We start from the raw sequence: 17,873 nt of genomic DNA, 5'->3' as shown, positions 1-17,873 counted from the left end.
GGAGCTGGCTTGCCTGCGATGGGCTGCAAAGCAGCCCCCATTACTGCAACTACGTTCTATCAGTCATTAACACTCACAACCCGCCCCGCCTTCTCGCCAGCCTTGCCGCGAGTCGCCAGGCAGTAGTACAGCGGCACCGTCACGATCAAGCCGAACAGCCACGAAAGATCAGCCCCTTCGACAATGTTCGAGTACGGCCCTACATAAAGCGACGTATTGGCAAACGGCAACTGCACCAGGATGCCGCAAGCATAAGCAATGATCGCGTGATGGTTGAAGCGGCCATAGATACCGCCATCAGCACGGAAGATCGACGCAATGTCGTACTGCCCCTTCTTGATCAGGTAGAAGTCGATCAGGTTGATCGACGCCCACGGCACCAGCACCAGCAGCAACGCCAGGATCAGGCCGATGAACTGGCCGATGAAGTCCGCCGAAGCGTTCAGTGCGACCATCCCGCAGCCTACCAGGATCACCGATGCCAGGATCACCCGCACCTTGATGCTCGGCGTCCAGTCGGCCATGAAGGTCTGGATCGCAGTGACGATCGACAACACCGCGCCATACAGGTTGAGGGCGTTGTGGCTGATGATGTTAAGCAGGAACAGCACCATCAGGATCGGCCCCAGCCAGCCGGTAGCCTGTTTAACCGCATCCATGGCGTCGGTGCCTTCCGGCACGCACAGCACCGCTACCGCACCAAAGCTGAAGCACAGGATGGTGCCCAGGGTAGCGCCGAAGTAGGTCGCCCAGAACGGCTTGGCGATGCCAACTTCCCGCGGCAGGTAACGCGAGTAGTCAGAGGTGTACGGCGAGAAGCTGATCTGCCAGATGGTGCCAAGCGACACAGTGGCGATGAAGCCCGACAAGTTGAACGCGCCACGGCTGAAGAAGTCGGCCGGCAGCGCCTGGGCAAACATCATGATGAAGCCGGCCAGCAGCGCCGAACCCATCACCCAGGTACCGATACGGTTGAGGATATGAATGAAGCGGTAGCCAATCACCCCAATGGCGGTGGCACTCAGCGCACCGATCACAATCGCGCCCGGCATCGGCATGCTCGGGGCAATGCCGTGGATGGTCTTGCCGGCCAGGACGATGTTGGAAATGAAGAAGCCGACATAGATCAGCGCGGTGAAGAACACGATCAGCAAGGCGCCGTAGCGGCCGAACTGGCCACGGCTCTGCACCATCTGTGGAATGCCCAGCTGCGGTCCCTGCGCAGAAGCCAGGGCGATGACCACGCCCCCGACCAGATGGCCCAGCACGATGGCGATCAGCCCCCATAACAGGTTCAGGTGGAACACCTGGACCACCATGGCGCCGGTCACGATGGGCAGTGGCGCAATGTTGGTACTGAACCAGAGGGTAAACAGGTCGCGCGCCTTCCCGTGGCGCTCGGCAGGTGGAACGTAATCGACCGTGTGATTCTCGACAAACTGGTGTTGCGATGACGGTTGGGACATAGGTATCAGCTCGAAAGGTCGTTTTTATCTTTGTAAGGAAACCGCATCCAGGGCGGCCTCTCAGCTGCGGACCATATTATGGTATTCCAAACTTTTGACAACACTGATCCGCACGAAAAAACCACCACTGATCCGCTCGCAAAACCCCTGCGACAATCCGCCTCACGGCTCAAGGCCACGGTTTACGTGGCCTTGAGCCGTTCATCGTGAAAAATCAGGGTTGAAAATTCCGCTTGCAAAATAGGTATTACGGTATACCATCAGACACATCAACGATAAAAACCGCGGACCACCGCAGCCTTTTAGAGGTACACGAGATGATCGACGCAACCGTCTACAAGAACGTCCTGGGCTCCTTCCCTTCCGGCGTTACCGTCATCACCACCCTGGACGACGACGGCTCGGTTGTCGGCCTGACCGCCAGCGCCTTCTCCTCCCTGTCGATGGACCCGCCGCTGGTGCTGTTCTGCCCCAACTACACCTCCGATTCCTACCCTGTGCTGATCAAGCAGAAGCGCTTCGCCATTCACCTGCTCTCCGGTGAGCAGCAGGCAGAAGCCTATGCCTTCGCCAAAAAGGGCAAGGACAAGGCCAGCGGCATCGAGTGGACCCTGAGCGAACTGGGCAACCCGATCCTGGCCGGCGCCACCGCGGTTATCGAATGCGAACTGTGGCGTGAATATGAAGGTGGCGACCACGCCATCATGGTCGGCAAGGTGCACAACCTGATCGTCCCTGCCGAAGCGCCCCGGCCGATGGTGTACTGCCGCGGCAAGATGGCCAGCCTGCCGGCCTTTGCCTGAAGCCTATTCTGAATCGAGTCAACTGGCGCCACCCCTGCCTGGCGCCAGCCCCTTTCAAGCGTTGAGGAAAGCCACATGAAATTTTCGTTGTTCGTGCACATGGAACGTTGGGATGAACAGGTCAGCCACCGCCAGCTGTTCGAAGACCTGACCGAACTGACCCTGATGGCCGAAGACGGCGGTTTCAGCACCGTGTGGATCGGCGAACACCACGCCATGGAATACACCATTTCGCCAAGCCCGATGCCGCTGCTGGCCTACCTGGCCGCACGCACCGAGAAAATCCGCCTGGGCGCCGGCACCATCATCGCGCCGTTCTGGAACCCTATCCGCGTGGCGGGCGAATGCGCCCTGCTCGACGTGATCAGCAACGGACGCATGGAAGTGGGCCTGGCCCGTGGCGCCTACCAGTTCGAATTCGACCGCATGGCCAATGGCATGCCAGCCACCGACGGCGGCAAGGCGCTGCGCGAGATGGTGCCGGTAGTGCGCAAGCTGTGGGAAGGCGACTACGCCCACGATGGCGAGGTCTACAAGTTCCCCACTTCCACCAGCGTACCGAAGCCGTTCAACGCCACCCCGCCGATGTGGATCGCCGCCCGCGACCCGGATTCGCATAACTTCGCCGTGGCCAACGGCTGCAACGTCATGGTTACCCCGCTGATGAAGGGTGACGAAGAAGTGCTGGACCTGAAGAACAAGTTCCAGGCCGCCCTCGACAACAACCCGGATGTGCCGCGCCCGCAACTGATGGTGCTGCGCCATACCCACGTGCACAGCCCGGCCGAGCCGGAAGGCTGGAAGGTCGGCGCCCAGGCCATCTCGCGCTTCTACCGCACCTTCGATGCCTGGTTCGGCAACAAGACCGTGCCGGTGAATGGCTTCCTTGAGCCAAGCCCGGAGTCGAAGTTTGCCGAAGTGCCGGCGTTCCAGCTGGAGAACATCCGCAAGAACACCATGATCGGCACCCCGGAAGAAATCATCGCACGCATCAAGTACTACCAGGAGCTCGGCGTCGACGAGTTCAGCTTCTGGTGCGACAACAGCCTGCCCCACGCCGAGAAGAAGAAGTCGCTGGAGCTGTTCATCAAGGAAGTGGTGCCGGCGTTCGCCTGAATTCCCTTTGCCTGAAACATTGCGGGACGCAGCCCGCTCTCGTGGGCCCCTGTGGCCCGCGTGAGCGGGTTTTTTTTTGTGAAACCTGTGCCGGCCTCTTCGCGGGCTTGCCCGCTCCCACAGGGCCACCACAGATTTCAAGCTGTGCGCTGTACCTGTGGGAGCGGGCAAGCCCGCGAAGAGGCCAGTACAGGTAATCGAGAAATCAAGGCATCACGCCACCTTTCGTCCCCTCGCAAGAGAAATTTCCAGCACCCTCTTGCACAACAAATATTATGGTATACCATCAGACAACAAGAGCTGATAACCCTCACCAGGAGCCACCCATGAGTTTCGAAATCCGCAAGATCGTCACCTACTCCGAAGAGACCCGCATCGAAGGCGGCAAGGCCACCGACAAGCCGGTGACCATGGTCGGCCTGGCCGTCGTGATCAAGAACCCATGGGCCGGTCGCGGTTTTGTTGAAGATCTGAAGCCGGAAATCCGCGCCAACTGCTCGGAGCTGGGTGCACTGATGGTCGAGCGCCTGACTGCCGCCATCGGCGGTGCCGACAAGATCGAAGCCTACGGCAAGGCTGCCGTGGTCGGTGCCGATGGCGAAATCGAGCACGCTTCGGCGGTGATCCACACCCTGCGCTTTGGCAACCACTACCGCGAAGCGGTACAGGCCAAGAGCTACCTGAGCTTCACCAACAAACGCGGCGGGCCGGGCACCTCGATCCAGATCCCGATGATGCAAAAGGACGACGAAGGCCTGCGTTCGCACTACATCACCCTGGAAATGCAGATCGAAGACGCCCCGCGCGCCGATGAAATCGTCGTGGTCCTGGGCGCTGCCGACGGTGGCCGCCTGCACCCGCGCATCGGCAACCGCTACATCGACCTGGAAGAACTGGCTGCCGAAAAGGCCAACGCTCAATAACAACAACCAAGACGGGCCGGGGCGTGGCGTGCTTACCCGCCGCGCCCGACCTTCAAGGAGCGCCCTCCATGATTCAGCCTGTCGCTGAACACACACCTGCCGGCACCAGCTACCTGTCCGTCGGCCAGGGCCAACCCGTGGTATTGATCCACGGCGTGGGCCTGAACAAGGAAATGTGGGGCGGTCAGATCGTTGGCCTGGCCAACGACTACCGCGTCATCGCCTACGACATGCTCGGCCACGGCCAAAGCGCCCTGCCGGCTGCCGACATCGGCCTGGAAGGCTATGCCGCCCAGCTCGCCGAACTGCTCGACCACCTGCAAATTCAACAAGCGACCGTGATCGGCTTCTCCATGGGCGGCCTGGTTGCCCGTGCATTTGCCCTTAACTACCCGCAGCGCCTGGCTGCCCTGGTAGTGCTCAACAGCGTGTTCAACCGCACGCCCGAGCAGAGTGCCGGCGTTATTGCCCGCGCTGCCCAGGCGGCGGAGCTGGGCCCCGACGCCAACGTCGATGCTGCCCTGGACCGCTGGTTCAGCCGTGAATACAAGGCTGCCAACCCGGCGCAGGTCGCCGCCATTCGCCAGGTGCTGGCGAGCAACGACCCGCAGGGCTACCACACCACATACTCGCTGTTCGCCACCCAGGACATGTACCGCGCAGGCGACCTGGGCAGCATCCAGGTGCCGACGCTGATCGCCACCGGCGAACTCGACTCGGGCTCTACCCCGGCCATGACCCGCCAGCTCGCCGCCAGCATTCCGGGTGCGCACAGTGTGGTCCTCGCCGAGCAACGGCATATGATGCCGGTAGAAGCACCGCGTGAAGTCAACAAGATGCTGCTGGACTTCCTCGCGCAAGCCCGCACCCTCACCGAATCCGCCAAGGGGATTGTTGCATGACCCTCGTTCGTTTCCAGATGTGCATCGACGGCCAATGGCGCGATGCCCAGAGCGGCAAGACCTTCGACAGCCTCAACCCGGCTACCGCCCAGGCCTGGGCGCAACTGCCCGACGCCGACGAAGCTGATGTCGAGCTGGCCGTACAAGCCGCCCAGCGTGCCTTCGACAACAAGGAATGGCGCAGCATCACCGCCACCGCCCGCGGCAAGCTGCTGCGTCGCCTGGGTGACCTGATTGCCGAAAACAAGGAGCACCTGGCCCAGCTGGAAAGCCGCGACAACGGCAAGCTGATCCGCGAAACCCGCGGCCAGGTCGGCTACCTGCCAGAGTTCTTCCACTACACCGCAGGCCTGGCTGACAAGATCGAAGGCGGCACCCTGCCGCTGGACAAGCCCGACCTGTTCGCCTACACCGTGCACGAGCCGATCGGCGTAGTGGCGGGCATCATTCCATGGAACAGCCCGCTGTACCTCACCGCGATCAAGCTGGCCCCTGCCCTGGCCGCTGGCAACACCATCGTGCTCAAGCCGTCCGAGCACGCCTCGGCGACCATCCTCGAGCTGGCCCGCCTGGCCCTTGAGGCCGGTTTCCCGGCGGGTGTGGTCAACGTGGTCACCGGCTATGGCCCAAGCACCGGTGCGGCGCTGACCCGCCACCCGCTGGTGCGCAAGATCGCCTTCACCGGCGGCGCGGCCACTGCCCGCCACGTGGTACGCAGCAGCGCCGAGAACTTCGCCAAGCTGTCGCTGGAGCTGGGCGGCAAGTCGCCGAACATCATCTTCGCCGATGCCGACCTGGACAGCGCCATCAACGGCGCCGTGGCCGGCATCTATGCCGCCTCCGGGCAAAGCTGCGTGGCCGGCTCGCGCCTGCTGGTGCAGGACGAAATCTTCGACGAATTCGTCGAGCGCCTGATCGCCCGTGCCAAGCGCATTCGCATCGGCAACCCGCAAGATGACGCCAGCGAAATGGGCCCGATGGCCACCGCACAGCAACTGGCCGTGGTCGAAGGCCTGGTCGCTGCGGCCAAGGCTGAAGGCGCCAAGCTGCACATGGGCGGCAAACGTGCCGAGGTCGAAGGTGAAGGCTGGTTCTACGAGCCGACCCTGTTCGAGTGCGACAGCAACTCGATGACCATCATGCAGGAAGAGGTGTTCGGCCCGGTTGCGGCGGTGATCCGCTTCAAGACCGAGGAACAGGCGCTGGAAATGGCCAACGACTCGCAGTTCGGCCTGGCCGCCGGTATCTGGACCCGCGACCTGGGCCGTGCCCACCGCCTGGCCCGCGACGTGCGCTCGGGGATCATCTGGGTCAACACCTACCGCGCCGTGTCGGCCATGGCACCGATCGGCGGCTTCAAGAACAGCGGCTACGGCCGCGAGAGCGGCATCGATTCGGTGCTGGCCTATACCGAGCTGAAGACCGTGTGGATCAACCTGTCCACCGCGCCCATGCCCGACCCGTTCGTGATGCGTTAAGAGGAACACGAGATGATCGAACCCGGCATCTACAAAGACGTGATGGGCTCCTTCCCGTCCGGCGTCACAGTGGTCACCACCCTGGACGCCGACGGCGCCATCGTCGGCATCACCGCCAGCGCCTTCAGCGCGCTGTCGATCGACCCGGCGCTGGTGCTGTTCTGCCCCAACTACGCCTCCGACACCTACCCGATCCTGCGTGACAGCAAGCAGTTCGCGATTCACCTGCTGTCTGCCGAGCAAACCGCCGAGGCGTATGCGTTTGCCGGCAAGGGCAAGGACAAGGCCAAAGGCATCGACTGGCACCTGAGCGAGCTGGGCAACCCGCTGCTGACGAAGGCCACGGCGATCATCGAATGCGAACTGTGGCGCGAGTATGACGGCGGGGACCACGCGATCATCGTGGGTGCGGTGAAGAACCTGGTGCTGCCCGAGCAGCCGGTAACGCCGATGGTTTACCACAAGGGCAAGCTGGGCGCCCTGCCGCCGCTGGCCTGATACACCGCATTGGCTTCTTCGCGGGCTCGCCCGCTCCCACAGGGATCGCGCAGTTGCTGAAACTTGTGCACTACCTGTGGGAGCGGGCAAGCCCGCGAAGAAGCCAACGCCGATAACCCTGTTTTTGGGGGCCGCGCTAATCGTCTCACCCTCGGTTGCGGCCCCTGTTTTATTCCGGAGTACTGCACATGAGCAATGAAAAGTACGAGAAAGGCTTGCAGATCCGCACCCAGGTGCTGGGCGAGGACTATGTCAACCGCTCGATCCAGAACGCCGACGCGTTCACCCAGCCATTGCAGGAACTGGTCACCGAATACTGCTGGGGCCATGTCTGGGGCCGCGAAGGCTTGTCGCTCAAAGAGCGCAGCATGATAAACTTGGCCATGATTTCCGCGCTCAACCGGCCCCACGAACTCAAGTTGCACATTCGCGGCGCATTGCGCAATGGCCTGAGCCGTGAACAGATTCGCGAAATTCTGCTCCAGGTCGGCATTTACTGCGGCGTACCTGCGGCGGTAGACAGCTTCCGCCTGGCCCGTGAAGCCTTTGCCGAAGCCGATGCGGAGTCAACCCGTTAACAACGGGCTGTTCGAACCACTGCATGGAACGCCTCGGTTCGGGGCGGTCCGCGATGTTGGCGCAACAGCCTCTTAAAGAGCGCACCTGATGAAACGCCAGCCACTCGACGACAGCTTCAAGGTCAACCGCAACCCCGTTACCCTGCGTGAAATCGTGCTCGACAAGCTGCGCGCCGCGATCATGAACTTCCACCTGCTCCCAGGCGACCGCCTGGTCGAGCGCGACCTTTGCGACCGCCTCGGCGTCAGCCGAACGTCGGTGCGTGAAGCCCTGCGCCACCTGGAGTCCGAAGGCCTGGTGGAGTTCGCCGACGCCAAGGGCCCGCGCGTCGCCATCATCACCCTGGAAGACGCCCGCGACATCTACGAGCTACGTTGTGTGCTCGAAGGCCTGATCGTGCAGCTGTTCACCCTCAATGCCAAGGCCAAGGACATCCGTGCCCTGGAGCGTGCACTGGAAGTCAACCGCGAAGCCCTCGAAGAAGGCGAGCTGCAACAGGTGCTGGACTCGGTACAAGGTTTTTACGATGTGCTGCTGGAAGGCTCCGGCAACCAGGTGGCGGCCCAGCAGCTGCGCCAGTTGCAGGCACGCATCAGCTACCTGCGTGCTACCTCGGTGTCGCAGGAAAACCGCCGTGGCGCCAGCAACCGCGAAATGGAAAAGATCGTCGAGGCAATCAAGGGTGGCGACCCGCTGGTAGCCCACCAGGCCTCGGTCGACCACGTCCGCGCTGCCGCCAAGGTAGCCCTGGACTACCTGCGCCAGAAGCAGGATGACAATGCCAAGGTGCGCGACATGGTCGAGCCCCTGGCCCTGAAGGATCCACGTATATAAGAACCGCATAGGCCGCTGATCATGCCCAACGCCCCGCGCTACTGCCCGCACTGCACCACGGAACTAGCCCGGGGCGTTCCCACAGGCGACACCCACGAACGCCTGCACTGTACCGGCTGCGGTTATATCCACTACGTCAACCCGAAGATCATCGCCGGCTGCATCATCGAGCGCGATGGCAAGTACCTGCTATGCCAGCGCGCCATCCCGCCACGCCCGGGCACCTGGACCTTGCCGGCCGGGTTCATGGAGGCGGGCGAGACCACCGAGCAGGCGGCACTGCGCGAGGTGTGGGAAGAAAGCGGCGTACGGGCCGATATCGTCTCGCCCTACTCGATTTTCAGCGTGCCGAAAATCAGCGAGGTGTACATCATCTTCCGCGCCATCGCCACCGAAGAAACCGGGCAGTACGGGGCGGAGACGTTGGCGTACAAGTTCTTCGCACCGGACGAAATCCCTTGGGACGAGATCTACTACCCGGCGATCCGGCAAATCCTGGAGCGCTATATCCTGGAGCGGCAGGCCGGTGTGTATGGCATCTATATGGGCAATGATGACACGGGCAAGGTGCACTTCATTCGCTGACCTGCCCACGCCTTGCAGGAACGGCTTCAGCCAGTGCCATATACCGCGCAGGATTCTTCGCGGGCATGCCCGCTCCCACAGGGACCGCGCAGGCCTCAGGCTTATGCAGTACCTGTGGGAGCGGCTTTAGCCGCGAACACCGGCGTAGCCGGTGCCATCCCCATCAAGGCTCGGCATGTGCGCCACCAACCCTTGGGTGTAGGCATCAGCCGGTCGGTCCAGCACCTGCTCGGCACTGCCCTGCTCCAACACCCGCCCCTGGCGCAACACCAGCACGCGGTCGGCAATCGCCCGCACCACGCCCAGGTCGTGGGTCACGAACAGCAACGTCAGCCCCTCGCCCTGCAAGCGCCGTAGCAGCGTCAGGATCGACGCCTGTACCGACACATCCAGCGCCGAGGTGACTTCGTCACATACCAGCAACTTCGGTTCGCAAATCAACGCCCGGGCAATGGCCACACGCTGGCGTTCACCGCCAGAAAGCCCCTGCGGGTAAAGGTCCGCCACCCGTGCCGGCAACGATACCCGCGCCAGCACCGCCTCGACCCGCTGCCGGGCTTCTCTGCCGCGCACGCCAAAGAAGTGCGCCAACGGTGCACTCAAGGTTTGCCCGACCGTTTGCCGTGGGTTCAACGCCCGGTAGGGGTTCTGGAACACATACTGGATCTGGTGCCGTAGCTGCGCATCACGTTGTCGGGCGGCAAAAGCCAAGGGTTGCCCTGCGTAGCGCAGCGCCCCCTGCACGTTCTCGCCAAGCCCGGCAATGGCCCGGGCCAGGCTGGTCTTGCCCGAGCCGGACTCACCGACCAATGCCAGGCATTCACCCTGGCGCACCTGCAGCGACACATCGAACAGCACCTGGCGGTCATAGGCGACATCCAGGCCCTGCACCTCCAACAGCACGTCACCCGCTGTTGCCACCGTATCGATCGGCGCATCGCCCAAGGCCACGGCATCCTGCCGGGGCACCAGGCACGCGACCTGGTGGCCATGTGCATGTGCCAGCAACGACGGCTCGATCACCGCGCATTGCGCCTGCCGCCGGGCGCAGCGCGGGGCAAAGGCACAGCCATCCGGCCGCTGCCCCGGTGCTGGCGCATGCCCGGCAATCGCCTGCAAGGGCAGGCGCCGGGCAATGTCGGGTATGGCCGCGAGCAACGCGCGGGTGTAGGGATGTACTGGCGTGCGGAACAGCGCCTCGCGCCCGGCCACTTCCACCAGCCGCCCGGCATACATCACCATCACCCGGTCGACCAGGCCGCGTACGACGGCCAGGTCATGGGTGACGTACAGCGCCGCTACGCCCTGGTCGCGGCACAGGCCCTTGAGGGTGTACAGCACATGCGCCTGGGTGGTCACATCCAGTGCCGTGGTGGGTTCGTCCAGCACGATCAGCTTCGGCTTCAGGACAAACGCCAACGCCAGCATCACCCGCTGCTGCTGCCCGCCAGACAATTGGTGCGGGAAGCGCCGCAGGAACGCGTCATCATCGGGCAGGCCCACATCTACCAGGGTTTCGCCGATGCGCTGGCGCACGGCTTGCCTCGACAACCTGGGCTGGTGCGCCAACAGGGTTTCACGCAGCAAGGCCCCCAGCCGCAGCGCCGGGTTCAGCGCCGTGGCCGGGTCCTGCGCCACGTAGCCGACCAGCCCGCCACGGGCCAGGCGCAATGCCTCGCCTTCAAGTTCAAGCAGCGATTGCCCTGCCACCTCAACGCGCCCCCCGGCAATGCGCGCCCCCTGCCTGGCATGGCGCAGCAAGGCCGTGGCCAACGTGGTCTTGCCGGAACCGGACTCGCCAACCAGGCCCACGATTTCCCCCGCCGCCAGGCTGAAGGAAACCTCGGCCAGCACATCCACCTGCCCGGCCAGCTCCACCCGCAGGTCACTGACCCGCAACACTTCACCCGTACGCTTCAACGGCGCATTCATGGCTGCTTCTCCCCAACCCGTGCACTGGCCCGGCCGATGCCTTCGGCCAGGATGTTGGTGCCATAGGCAAACACCCCGATCAGCAGCGCCGGCGCCAGTACGGCCCAGGGCTGCACCAGCAGGCCGGCCTGGTTTTCGTTGATCATCAGCCCCCAGTCGGCAGCGGGTGGTGCCACCCCGTAGCCCAGGAAGCTCAGGCCCGACAGCATGCCCACCGCCCAGGTGAGCATGTTGCCGAAGTGCACCAACAGCGGCGTGAGAATGTTCGGCAGGATTTCCTGAAAGAGGATGCGCCAACGCGGATAGCCCATCATCTGCGCCGCCTCGACAAACTCCTGCCCGGCCACCGCTACCGCGCTGCCACGGGCCAGTCGAATGACCCCGGGTGTGAAGGCAATGGCCACGGTCAGCACGATCAGCCACGGCGCCCGGCCGAGCATGGACACGATCAGCAGCACCAGGATCAGGTCCGGGAACGCCAGCGACACATCCGCCGCCCAGCTGATCGCCTGGTCCAGGCGCCTGCGTGAGAACCCGGCCAACAAGCCCAGGCTGCCACCGACCAGCAATGCCAGGGTGGCCGCTGCCACCGACATCCACAGCACCGACAGGCCGCCGCTGAGCAACCGCGACAGCAGGTCATGGCCAAGAAAATCGTACCCCAACGGTGCACCGGCAACCGGCGGGCCATACACCGGCCCGACCATCGCGGTAGGCGCATGCGGTGCCAGCCAGGGGCCGAATGCGGCCAGCAGCGCCAGCAGCAAGGTAATCACAGCGCCGCGCCGCACCTGCGGGTCGGCCAGCCAACGGGATTCAATCATGGGTTGCCTCCTGGGCAGGGGTGCTGCGCGCACGGCGCCACCACGGGCGAATGCCCCGCCGAACACGGAGGATCATTCGCACCCGGCGTGCGGTGCGTAGCTTGGGGGTAAGCAATACGGTCAGCAGGTCGGCCAGCAGGTTGATCAGTACCACCGCCAGCGTGATGACCAGCACCACACCCTGGATCATCGGCAGGTCGCGCATCTGGATTGCCGCGTTCAGCGCGGTGCCAATGCCCGGAAAGCTGAAGATGACCTCAGCCAGCAACGCACCGCCGACCAAGGTGCGCAGGGTCAGCGCCACCCCCTGGATCGCCGGGGTCAGGGCGTTGGGTAACGTGTGCCGCCATACAATGCGGCGCTCCGGGATACCGCGCAGGCGCGCCGCAATCACATACTCGGACTCCAGCGCCTCGATCATCGAGGCACGTACCATGCGCGTCAGGTACGGCAGCGCCGTCAGGCTCAGGGCCAGCACCGGCAGCACCAGCGATGGCCACTGCCGCCACAATGGCAACTGCGGGTCGAGGATCGACACCGCCGGCAGCCAAGTCATGCCGGGCATGGAAAACAACAGCACCAGGCCGATGGCCAGCAAGAAACCCGGCGTGGCCTTGAGCAGGATCAACGCCGACAAGCCCCAGCGGTCCAGCCGGCTGTCGCGCCGCAGCGCCAGGCTTACACCCAGCAGCAAGGCCACCGGCACCACCACTGCCAGCACCCCGGCCAGCAAAGCCAGGGTGTGGCCCAGGCGGCCAAACAGCAGTTGCGCCACCGGCACCTGCGAGTCCAGTGAAATGCCCAGGTCTGCGCGTAGCGCCGCGCCCAGCCAGCGCAGGTACTGCACCAGGATCGGCTGGTCGAGGCCCAGTTGCCGTTGCAGGGTGAGGATGCTTTCCAGCGGCGCATCCGGGCCCAGGATCACCCGAGCCGGGTCCGAGGGCAGTGCCTGGGTGGCGATGAACACCACCAGGCTGATCACCCAGGCCGTCAGCAGCCCGTAACCGAGGCGGCCGATGAACCAGGCCAGCCAGGCCGGCGTGCGGGATGTGTGTCGGGTATCAGGCATCAGGGTTCAACCAGAGTTCGTCGAAGCGCCAGGAGGCGAAGGTGGTCTGTTCCGCAGTGAGCCCGCCAACCTTGGCCGACGCGGCATCGAGCACATCGGAAAACCCCCAGATCAGCAGCCCGCCGCGTTCGTGCTGGATGGTCTGGGCTTCATGCACCAGTGCCTTGCGCTGCGCCAGGTCGGGTTGAGCCAGGGCCTGCTGGTACAGCTGGGTAAAGCGCGGGTCGTGGAAGTTGCTGCGGTTGTAGATGGCCTGTGGCGCATCGTTATGCAACGCCGTGGCGAGAAAGCCACGCGCCGGGGTCGAGCCCGGCGACAGCTGCCATTGCTCGCGTTGCGGGCCGTTGAAGACTGACCCGTCCACCTGGTTGACCTTCACCTGCACCCCGGCCTTCAACGCCTGTTGGGCAAACACCAGTGCCGCGTTTACACCAGGCCCCGGCGTGGTGGTCAGTTCGACGCGCAAATCCTCATGCCCCGCCTGGCGCAGTAGCGAGCGGGCCTGGTCCAGGTCGTACGGGCGCTGGGCAATGGCATGGTTATAGGTGGGGTCGTGGGGTGAATAAAGGTCGTTGGCCACCCGGCCAAAACCATTGAGCCCACGCGCCACCAGCTCCTGCCGGTCGGCCAGCAGGCGAAACGCCTGGCGCACACGCACATCCTGGAACGGCGCCTTGGCCAGGTTCAGGTTGAAGCCGGTGAACGAGGTGGTCGGCGAGGCATACAGCCGCAGCCGCGGGTCGGCCTTGAGCAACGCACTATGCTCGGCCTGCACGCCGCTGGCCACGTCGATCTGGCCGGCTCTGAGGGCTGCGGCACGCGACACCTGGTCCTTGAACTCGATGATTTCCAGTTCGTCCGCATAGGGGCGGTTGGGTTTGTAGTAATTTTCAAAACGGGTATAGAGCGAGCGCTGGCCCGGAATGAAGCGCTTCAGCCGGTACGGCCCAGCGCCCACCGGGTTGGTCACCGGGTGGTAGTCGGTGGGCACGATGCCGCCAAAGCTGATCAGCGTTTCATCCAGCGGGTAGAAGCTCTGCCCCTGCTTGAAACGGATCTCTATGGTGCGCTCATCCAGCTTGCGCAGGGCTTGCCGATCGATTGCGCCGACCAGCCCGGCGAACGGCGAAGCCAGTTGCGGGTCGGTCAGGCGCAGGATCGAAAACAGCATGTCGTCGGCCGTGATGCTTTTACCGTGGTGGAACTCCAGCCCCGGCTTGAGGCGAATGGTCCAGGCGCTGGCATCGGCATTCGGCTCGGCAAACTCGGCCAGCGCCAGGCGCGTGCTGACATCGGCATTCCATTCCCAGAACTTGGCGTACAGCGCCCACCCGCGAATGATGCCGCCACCTACCGGTTTGTGCGCATCGAGGTTGCCGGCCTGGTCGCCGTCGATAATGCCCACCCGCAAGCGCCCACCGTGCACTGGCGTACCTGGCAGCGCCGCACTGGCCGCTGCCGGTGTACCACTGTCGCAGCCACTGAGCAGCCCGCCGCCGAGCAGCAGGCCGCTACCCACGGCCAGGCTGTTGCCGAGAAACACCCGGCGCGAAAACAGCTCGCTCATCACCCTCTCCTTATGCCGGCTGTGCCACAAGCGGCTTGCTGGCCGCACCCAGGCGCGGCACCTCGAAACCGTGGTCCAGGTCCAGCAGCGGGAACAACAGGTCGGCCACCCGGTGCGCCTCGTCGATCAGCGGGAAGCCCGACAGGATGAACGCCGACGTGCCCTGGGCTTCGTATTCGCGGATGCGCTCGGCGACCTGCTCGGCGCTGCCGACCAGGTAGGTGCCAGCAGCCGGGCCGAGAATGTTGAAGCCGAACAGGCTCGGGCCCAGCCAGACGTTGGGGTAGATTTCCAGCTCACGGGCCGTGGGCAGGCGGCCGGCGCGGATGCTGTCGAGGTTACGCTGGATACGCGGGTCGTCGCTGACGTAGCTGTCGAAAGTTTGCCCCGCAGGCAACTGGCGCTCGATGGCCGCGCGCGCGGTAGCCAGCGAGGTGCGTTGCAACAGGCGCTCGGCATGGGCCCAGGCTTCTTCCTCGGTTTCGCGCACGATCACCTGCAAGCGCGTGCCGTAGGTCAGTTCGCGGCCGACCTTGGCGGCTTCGGCCGCTACACGGCGGAACTTGTCACCGAGCTTTTGCGGGGTATCGGCAAAGCTCAGGTATACATCCAGCAACTGCACGGAATGGGCGACACCCGGTGCCGAGGTGCCGGCCCCCCACAGCGGGATGCCGGGCTTTTGCCTGGGTGGGTGCCAGCCGCCCAGCGGGTGATGGGCGGCGGCTGGCGAACGGGGTGCAAGCTTGACGTAGCGGCCGTCGTAGCCAGCGGTTTCGCCCGCGTAGAAGCCTTGGAAGGCACGCCAGTATTCCAGGCTGAAGTCGTAGCGTTCATCGTGCGGGTAATGCACGCCCAAGGTGGCCAGGCCTGCGTCATTGCCGTTGACCACGTTGAACAGCAAGCGGCCATTGGAGAACTGGTCGAAGGTGAGCGCCCATTTGGCCAGTACCGCTGGCGACAGCTCGCCAGGGTGCTGGGCGACCAAAAAGCGCAGGCGCTGGGTGGCGTCGATCAACGCCGCCGACACGGCCAGGCTTTCGTTGGGGCTGGAGCCGAGCAGCGAACCGTAGAAGCCAAGGCGGTCGGCGGCGATGGCCAGTTGCTTGAGGTGTTCGAAATCGGTGTGCCAGCGGCCTTCAGGCTCCCAGGGATAGGGGCCGTCGGGGGTGGTGAGGTACCAGAGGATTTTTACTGCCATGGCGGTGGGGTCCTTGTTTCAAATCAGAGGTTTACCTGCAAGCCCTTGGGGCTGCTGCGCAGCCCATCGCGACGCAAGGCCGCTCCCACAAAGGACCTGCGAACGCCGTACCCTGTGGGAGCGGCCTTGTGTCGCGATAGGGGCGCACAGCGCCCCCGGCGTTCTGATCAGCTACGCCGATCAATGCCTGGAACGAGACCCAGCTCGGTAGCGCGGTCATACAGCCCGCTCATCTTCCACTGCTGGGTCAGCACCCCTGGCCCGTAAGGCCGCGACCCACCCAGGGCATCAGCCAGCAACTGGATCTGCGCGCCCTCCTCCAGCAACAGGATGAACTCCGCCGTGGCCCGCAGGCCCTGCTTGCCCCACACCGTGGCGCCGCCATTGGCTTCAAGGATTGCCAGGTTGAACGGGTTCTCGGCAATCTTGTCGAGGATGAAATCCACCTCTGCCTGGCGCCGGTCGATGTACACCGGCAGCTCACGGGCCAGCTGGTAGCGCTGCACCGGCACGTAGTGGAACGGCAAGGTGCGGTGGGTTTGCGCCCAGGCACCCAGATACGGGCTATGCACGTGCGACACGGTGGTGACGTCGGGGTGGGTCTGGAACAGCTTGGTATAACGCCCAAGCCCCCCTTTACCCTTGCCGACGATGACGTTGCCGGCAAAGTCAGTGACAGTGGCCTGCAACGGCTTGCGATGGTTCCACGGTCCGCCGTAGTTCACCGACACCAGCAGTTCTTCACCGGGGACACGCTCGATGAAGCCAACCGTGCCGTTGGCGGTAATGGTGTTGGTTTCGCGGAAAACACTGAAAGCTGCTTCGGCTTCGGCAACCACCTGCTCGATGAAGGCTTGCAGTTCGGCTGTGACGGGGCGTTCGTTGGTCAGTACGGTCATGTTCAGTCTCCAGTCAGGTCAGGCGCGGCGCTGGGCCAGCAGTTCATGGGCAGCTTGCAGAGGCCGCGGGTCGACCCAGTCGGCGATGTCGAAATCGGCTTCGAGGAAGCCGTGCAGGTACAGGAAATCTTTTTGTGTGCCGAGGAAGGCCAGGCGCTGGGCGGACAGGTCCGGCGCCAGCGTGGTGTGGAAGTCACCGCGGTAGGCTTCGGCCACGCCCTGGCTACCCGCGCGGGTTTCTTCTTCAAGGATGCTGTTGAGCGCGGCGCGGTTGCCGGCTGCCCACTCGGCGGCACGCAAGGTTTGCGCAAGGAAGCGCGCCACCAGGTCGAAATGGTTGTCGAGCAGGCGCTGGTGCACGGTGATTGGCCGCGGCGTGCCGTTGTTGATGCGGTGGCGCGGGTCGGGTAGCAGGTCAAGGTCGACGCCGACCACCAGGCCCAGCCGGCGTGCTGCATCGGCCGCCGCAGCGCCCTTCACGTACACCGCATCGACTTCACCGCGCGCCAGGTACTCAAGGCCCGACCACAGCCGCTGTAAACCCAGCTGCGGGGTGGCAGCATCGGCCTGGTCCAGCAACGCTACTTCCACCAGTTGCACGTCATCCAGGTGCAAGCCAGCCGAGGCCAGGGCACCTTTGTAGCCATGCAGGCTCATGGCGCGGGCAATGCTGCCGGGGCGGCTGTCGCCCCAGGCCGGCAAGGCCAGGCGCTTGCCACGCAGGTCGGCGGCGCTGCGAATGCCCGAGTCCGGGCGGACCAGGATGGTTTGCCACTCCTCGATCCAGGTCAGGCCGATCAGCCGGCTGGGCGAGCCTGCTGCCCGTGCGGCCAGCGCCGGTACGTTGCCGCCTTCGCGGAACAGCCCGGGCAGTTGGTGATCGTAGTGGTGGTGGCCCAGCTGGCGGGCCTCCTGCAAGGTCGAGACCGGCAGGCCGTCGGCGGCGAATTCCTGCTCCAGCCAGCCGAGCTTGTAGGCGATGCCTGAGGCGGTGGGCACGGGGCAGCGCGTGAACCAGATACGCTCCAGGGCGGACGGGTCGTCTGCAAGGCGTTTTGCGGTGGGGGTTACGAGGGACATGGGGGGCTCCTTGGGCGTCGTGCAAGCACCATTGCAGTGTGCGTGCCAACCGCTGGAGGCCTTGATTTGCGTGGGATTGGCTATCGCTTCAAGGGGCTGGGTGCTTGGCTGGGAGCAAGA

Annotated in this window: 17 protein-coding genes; 9 read left to right on the top strand and 8 right to left on the bottom strand. The window is 64.3% G+C overall.

Going from position 1 to position 17,873, the window contains the following annotated elements; translation table 11 throughout:
• Positions 1 to 59: 59 nt before the first annotated feature.
• The gene (locus ACFY9W_RS15630; protein WP_391131759.1) at positions 60 to 1,466 is read right to left on the bottom strand and encodes a cytosine permease; all 1,407 of its coding nucleotides are present in this window, start codon (positions 1,464 to 1,466) and stop codon (positions 60 to 62) included.
• 317 nt (positions 1,467 to 1,783) lie between these two features.
• Between ACFY9W_RS15630 and ACFY9W_RS15625 the strand changes: the two genes are divergently transcribed.
• The 9 genes from ACFY9W_RS15625 (at position 1,784) to ACFY9W_RS15585 (ending at position 9,184) form a co-directional block, all read left to right on the top strand.
• Positions 1,784 to 2,269, top strand: a complete 486-nt coding sequence (locus tag ACFY9W_RS15625) for a flavin reductase family protein (RefSeq protein ID WP_110743159.1) — start codon at positions 1,784 to 1,786, stop codon at positions 2,267 to 2,269.
• Positions 2,270 to 2,344: 75 nt separating this feature from the next.
• On the top strand, positions 2,345 to 3,385 hold the full coding sequence (locus tag ACFY9W_RS15620) for an LLM class flavin-dependent oxidoreductase (protein ID WP_172232850.1): 1,041 nt from the start codon (positions 2,345 to 2,347) through the stop codon (positions 3,383 to 3,385).
• Between the two features lie 326 nt (positions 3,386 to 3,711).
• Entirely contained in the window at positions 3,712 to 4,308 is a 597-nt protein-coding gene (locus tag ACFY9W_RS15615) for an amino acid synthesis family protein (protein ID WP_003256068.1), read from the top strand.
• A gap of 68 nt (positions 4,309 to 4,376) precedes the next feature.
• Positions 4,377 to 5,210, top strand: a complete 834-nt coding sequence (locus tag ACFY9W_RS15610; RefSeq protein WP_391131756.1) for an alpha/beta fold hydrolase — start codon at positions 4,377 to 4,379, stop codon at positions 5,208 to 5,210.
• Positions 5,207 to 6,688, top strand: coding sequence for an aldehyde dehydrogenase family protein (locus ACFY9W_RS15605; RefSeq protein WP_391131754.1), 1,482 nt, complete (start codon positions 5,207 to 5,209; stop codon positions 6,686 to 6,688). The genes ACFY9W_RS15610 and ACFY9W_RS15605 overlap by 4 nt, the downstream gene beginning before the upstream one ends.
• A gap of 12 nt (positions 6,689 to 6,700) precedes the next feature.
• Positions 6,701 to 7,186: a flavin reductase gene (locus tag ACFY9W_RS15600; RefSeq protein ID WP_391131752.1), complete on the top strand. Its 486-nt coding sequence runs from the start codon at positions 6,701 to 6,703 to the stop codon at positions 7,184 to 7,186.
• A 188-nt stretch (positions 7,187 to 7,374) separates the two neighbouring features.
• On the top strand, positions 7,375 to 7,764 hold the full coding sequence (locus ACFY9W_RS15595; RefSeq protein WP_023535056.1) for a carboxymuconolactone decarboxylase family protein: 390 nt from the start codon (positions 7,375 to 7,377) through the stop codon (positions 7,762 to 7,764).
• 88 nt (positions 7,765 to 7,852) lie between these two features.
• Positions 7,853 to 8,599: a GntR family transcriptional regulator gene (locus ACFY9W_RS15590; protein WP_016715705.1), complete on the top strand. Its 747-nt coding sequence runs from the start codon at positions 7,853 to 7,855 to the stop codon at positions 8,597 to 8,599.
• Between the two features lie 21 nt (positions 8,600 to 8,620).
• Positions 8,621 to 9,184: an NUDIX domain-containing protein gene (locus ACFY9W_RS15585; RefSeq protein ID WP_391131750.1), complete on the top strand. Its 564-nt coding sequence runs from the start codon at positions 8,621 to 8,623 to the stop codon at positions 9,182 to 9,184.
• 126 nt (positions 9,185 to 9,310) lie between these two features.
• Here the strand turns inward: ACFY9W_RS15585 and ACFY9W_RS15580 are convergent, their stop codons facing one another.
• From ACFY9W_RS15580 to ACFY9W_RS15550, 7 genes are all read right to left on the bottom strand, one after another.
• Positions 9,311 to 11,116 (bottom strand): dipeptide ABC transporter ATP-binding protein, encoded by a 1,806-nt coding sequence (locus tag ACFY9W_RS15580; protein WP_391131748.1) that lies wholly within the window; start codon positions 11,114 to 11,116, stop codon positions 9,311 to 9,313.
• The gene (locus ACFY9W_RS15575) at positions 11,113 to 11,940 is read right to left on the bottom strand and encodes an ABC transporter permease subunit (protein WP_391131747.1); all 828 of its coding nucleotides are present in this window, start codon (positions 11,938 to 11,940) and stop codon (positions 11,113 to 11,115) included. The genes ACFY9W_RS15580 and ACFY9W_RS15575 overlap by 4 nt, the downstream gene beginning before the upstream one ends.
• On the bottom strand, positions 11,933 to 13,009 hold the full coding sequence (locus ACFY9W_RS15570) for an ABC transporter permease subunit (protein ID WP_391131745.1): 1,077 nt from the start codon (positions 13,007 to 13,009) through the stop codon (positions 11,933 to 11,935). Before ACFY9W_RS15570 ends, ACFY9W_RS15575 begins: the two co-directional genes overlap by 8 nt.
• The gene (locus ACFY9W_RS15565; protein WP_391131743.1) at positions 13,002 to 14,576 is read right to left on the bottom strand and encodes an ABC transporter substrate-binding protein; all 1,575 of its coding nucleotides are present in this window, start codon (positions 14,574 to 14,576) and stop codon (positions 13,002 to 13,004) included. Before ACFY9W_RS15565 ends, ACFY9W_RS15570 begins: the two co-directional genes overlap by 8 nt.
• A 10-nt stretch (positions 14,577 to 14,586) precedes the next feature.
• Entirely contained in the window at positions 14,587 to 15,774 is a 1,188-nt protein-coding gene (locus ACFY9W_RS15560) for an LLM class flavin-dependent oxidoreductase (RefSeq protein WP_391131741.1), read from the bottom strand.
• Positions 15,775 to 15,941: 167 nt separating this feature from the next.
• Positions 15,942 to 16,673, bottom strand: a complete 732-nt coding sequence (locus ACFY9W_RS15555) for a class II aldolase/adducin family protein (RefSeq protein ID WP_391131739.1) — start codon at positions 16,671 to 16,673, stop codon at positions 15,942 to 15,944.
• Positions 16,674 to 16,691: 18 nt separating this feature from the next.
• Positions 16,692 to 17,753: an ABC transporter substrate-binding protein gene (locus ACFY9W_RS15550; protein ID WP_391131737.1), complete on the bottom strand. Its 1,062-nt coding sequence runs from the start codon at positions 17,751 to 17,753 to the stop codon at positions 16,692 to 16,694.
• Between the last annotated feature and the right edge of the window lie 120 nt (positions 17,754 to 17,873).

It is taken from the genome of Pseudomonas sp. NPDC008258 (assembly GCF_042956345.1).
Lineage (GTDB): Bacteria > Pseudomonadota > Gammaproteobacteria > Pseudomonadales > Pseudomonadaceae > Aquipseudomonas.
The sequence above is the reverse complement of the archived record's forward strand: the minus strand, read 5'-3'. Positions and strand labels throughout refer to the sequence as shown.

Bases quoted from the DNA above. Each gene is read 5' to 3' on its own strand.
- ACFY9W_RS15630 (WP_391131759.1), bottom strand. From the start codon at position 1,466: ATGTCCCAACCGTCATCGCAACACCAGTTTGTCGAGAATCACACGGTC.
- ACFY9W_RS15625 (WP_110743159.1), top strand. From the start codon at position 1,784: ATGATCGACGCAACCGTCTACAAGAACGTCCTGGGCTCCTTCCCTTCC.
- ACFY9W_RS15620 (WP_172232850.1), top strand. From the start codon at position 2,345: ATGAAATTTTCGTTGTTCGTGCACATGGAACGTTGGGATGAACAGGTC.
- ACFY9W_RS15615 (WP_003256068.1), top strand. From the start codon at position 3,712: ATGAGTTTCGAAATCCGCAAGATCGTCACCTACTCCGAAGAGACCCGC.
- ACFY9W_RS15610 (WP_391131756.1), top strand. From the start codon at position 4,377: ATGATTCAGCCTGTCGCTGAACACACACCTGCCGGCACCAGCTACCTG.
- ACFY9W_RS15605 (WP_391131754.1), top strand. From the start codon at position 5,207: ATGACCCTCGTTCGTTTCCAGATGTGCATCGACGGCCAATGGCGCGAT.
- ACFY9W_RS15600 (WP_391131752.1), top strand. From the start codon at position 6,701: ATGATCGAACCCGGCATCTACAAAGACGTGATGGGCTCCTTCCCGTCC.
- ACFY9W_RS15595 (WP_023535056.1), top strand. From the start codon at position 7,375: ATGAGCAATGAAAAGTACGAGAAAGGCTTGCAGATCCGCACCCAGGTG.
- ACFY9W_RS15590 (WP_016715705.1), top strand. From the start codon at position 7,853: ATGAAACGCCAGCCACTCGACGACAGCTTCAAGGTCAACCGCAACCCC.
- ACFY9W_RS15585 (WP_391131750.1), top strand. From the start codon at position 8,621: ATGCCCAACGCCCCGCGCTACTGCCCGCACTGCACCACGGAACTAGCC.
- ACFY9W_RS15580 (WP_391131748.1), bottom strand. From the start codon at position 11,116: ATGAATGCGCCGTTGAAGCGTACGGGTGAAGTGTTGCGGGTCAGTGAC.
- ACFY9W_RS15575 (WP_391131747.1), bottom strand. From the start codon at position 11,940: ATGATTGAATCCCGTTGGCTGGCCGACCCGCAGGTGCGGCGCGGCGCT.
- ACFY9W_RS15570 (WP_391131745.1), bottom strand. From the start codon at position 13,009: ATGCCTGATACCCGACACACATCCCGCACGCCGGCCTGGCTGGCCTGG.
- ACFY9W_RS15565 (WP_391131743.1), bottom strand. From the start codon at position 14,576: ATGAGCGAGCTGTTTTCGCGCCGGGTGTTTCTCGGCAACAGCCTGGCC.
- ACFY9W_RS15560 (WP_391131741.1), bottom strand. From the start codon at position 15,774: ATGGCAGTAAAAATCCTCTGGTACCTCACCACCCCCGACGGCCCCTAT.
- ACFY9W_RS15555 (WP_391131739.1), bottom strand. From the start codon at position 16,673: ATGACCGTACTGACCAACGAACGCCCCGTCACAGCCGAACTGCAAGCC.
- ACFY9W_RS15550 (WP_391131737.1), bottom strand. From the start codon at position 17,753: ATGTCCCTCGTAACCCCCACCGCAAAACGCCTTGCAGACGACCCGTCC.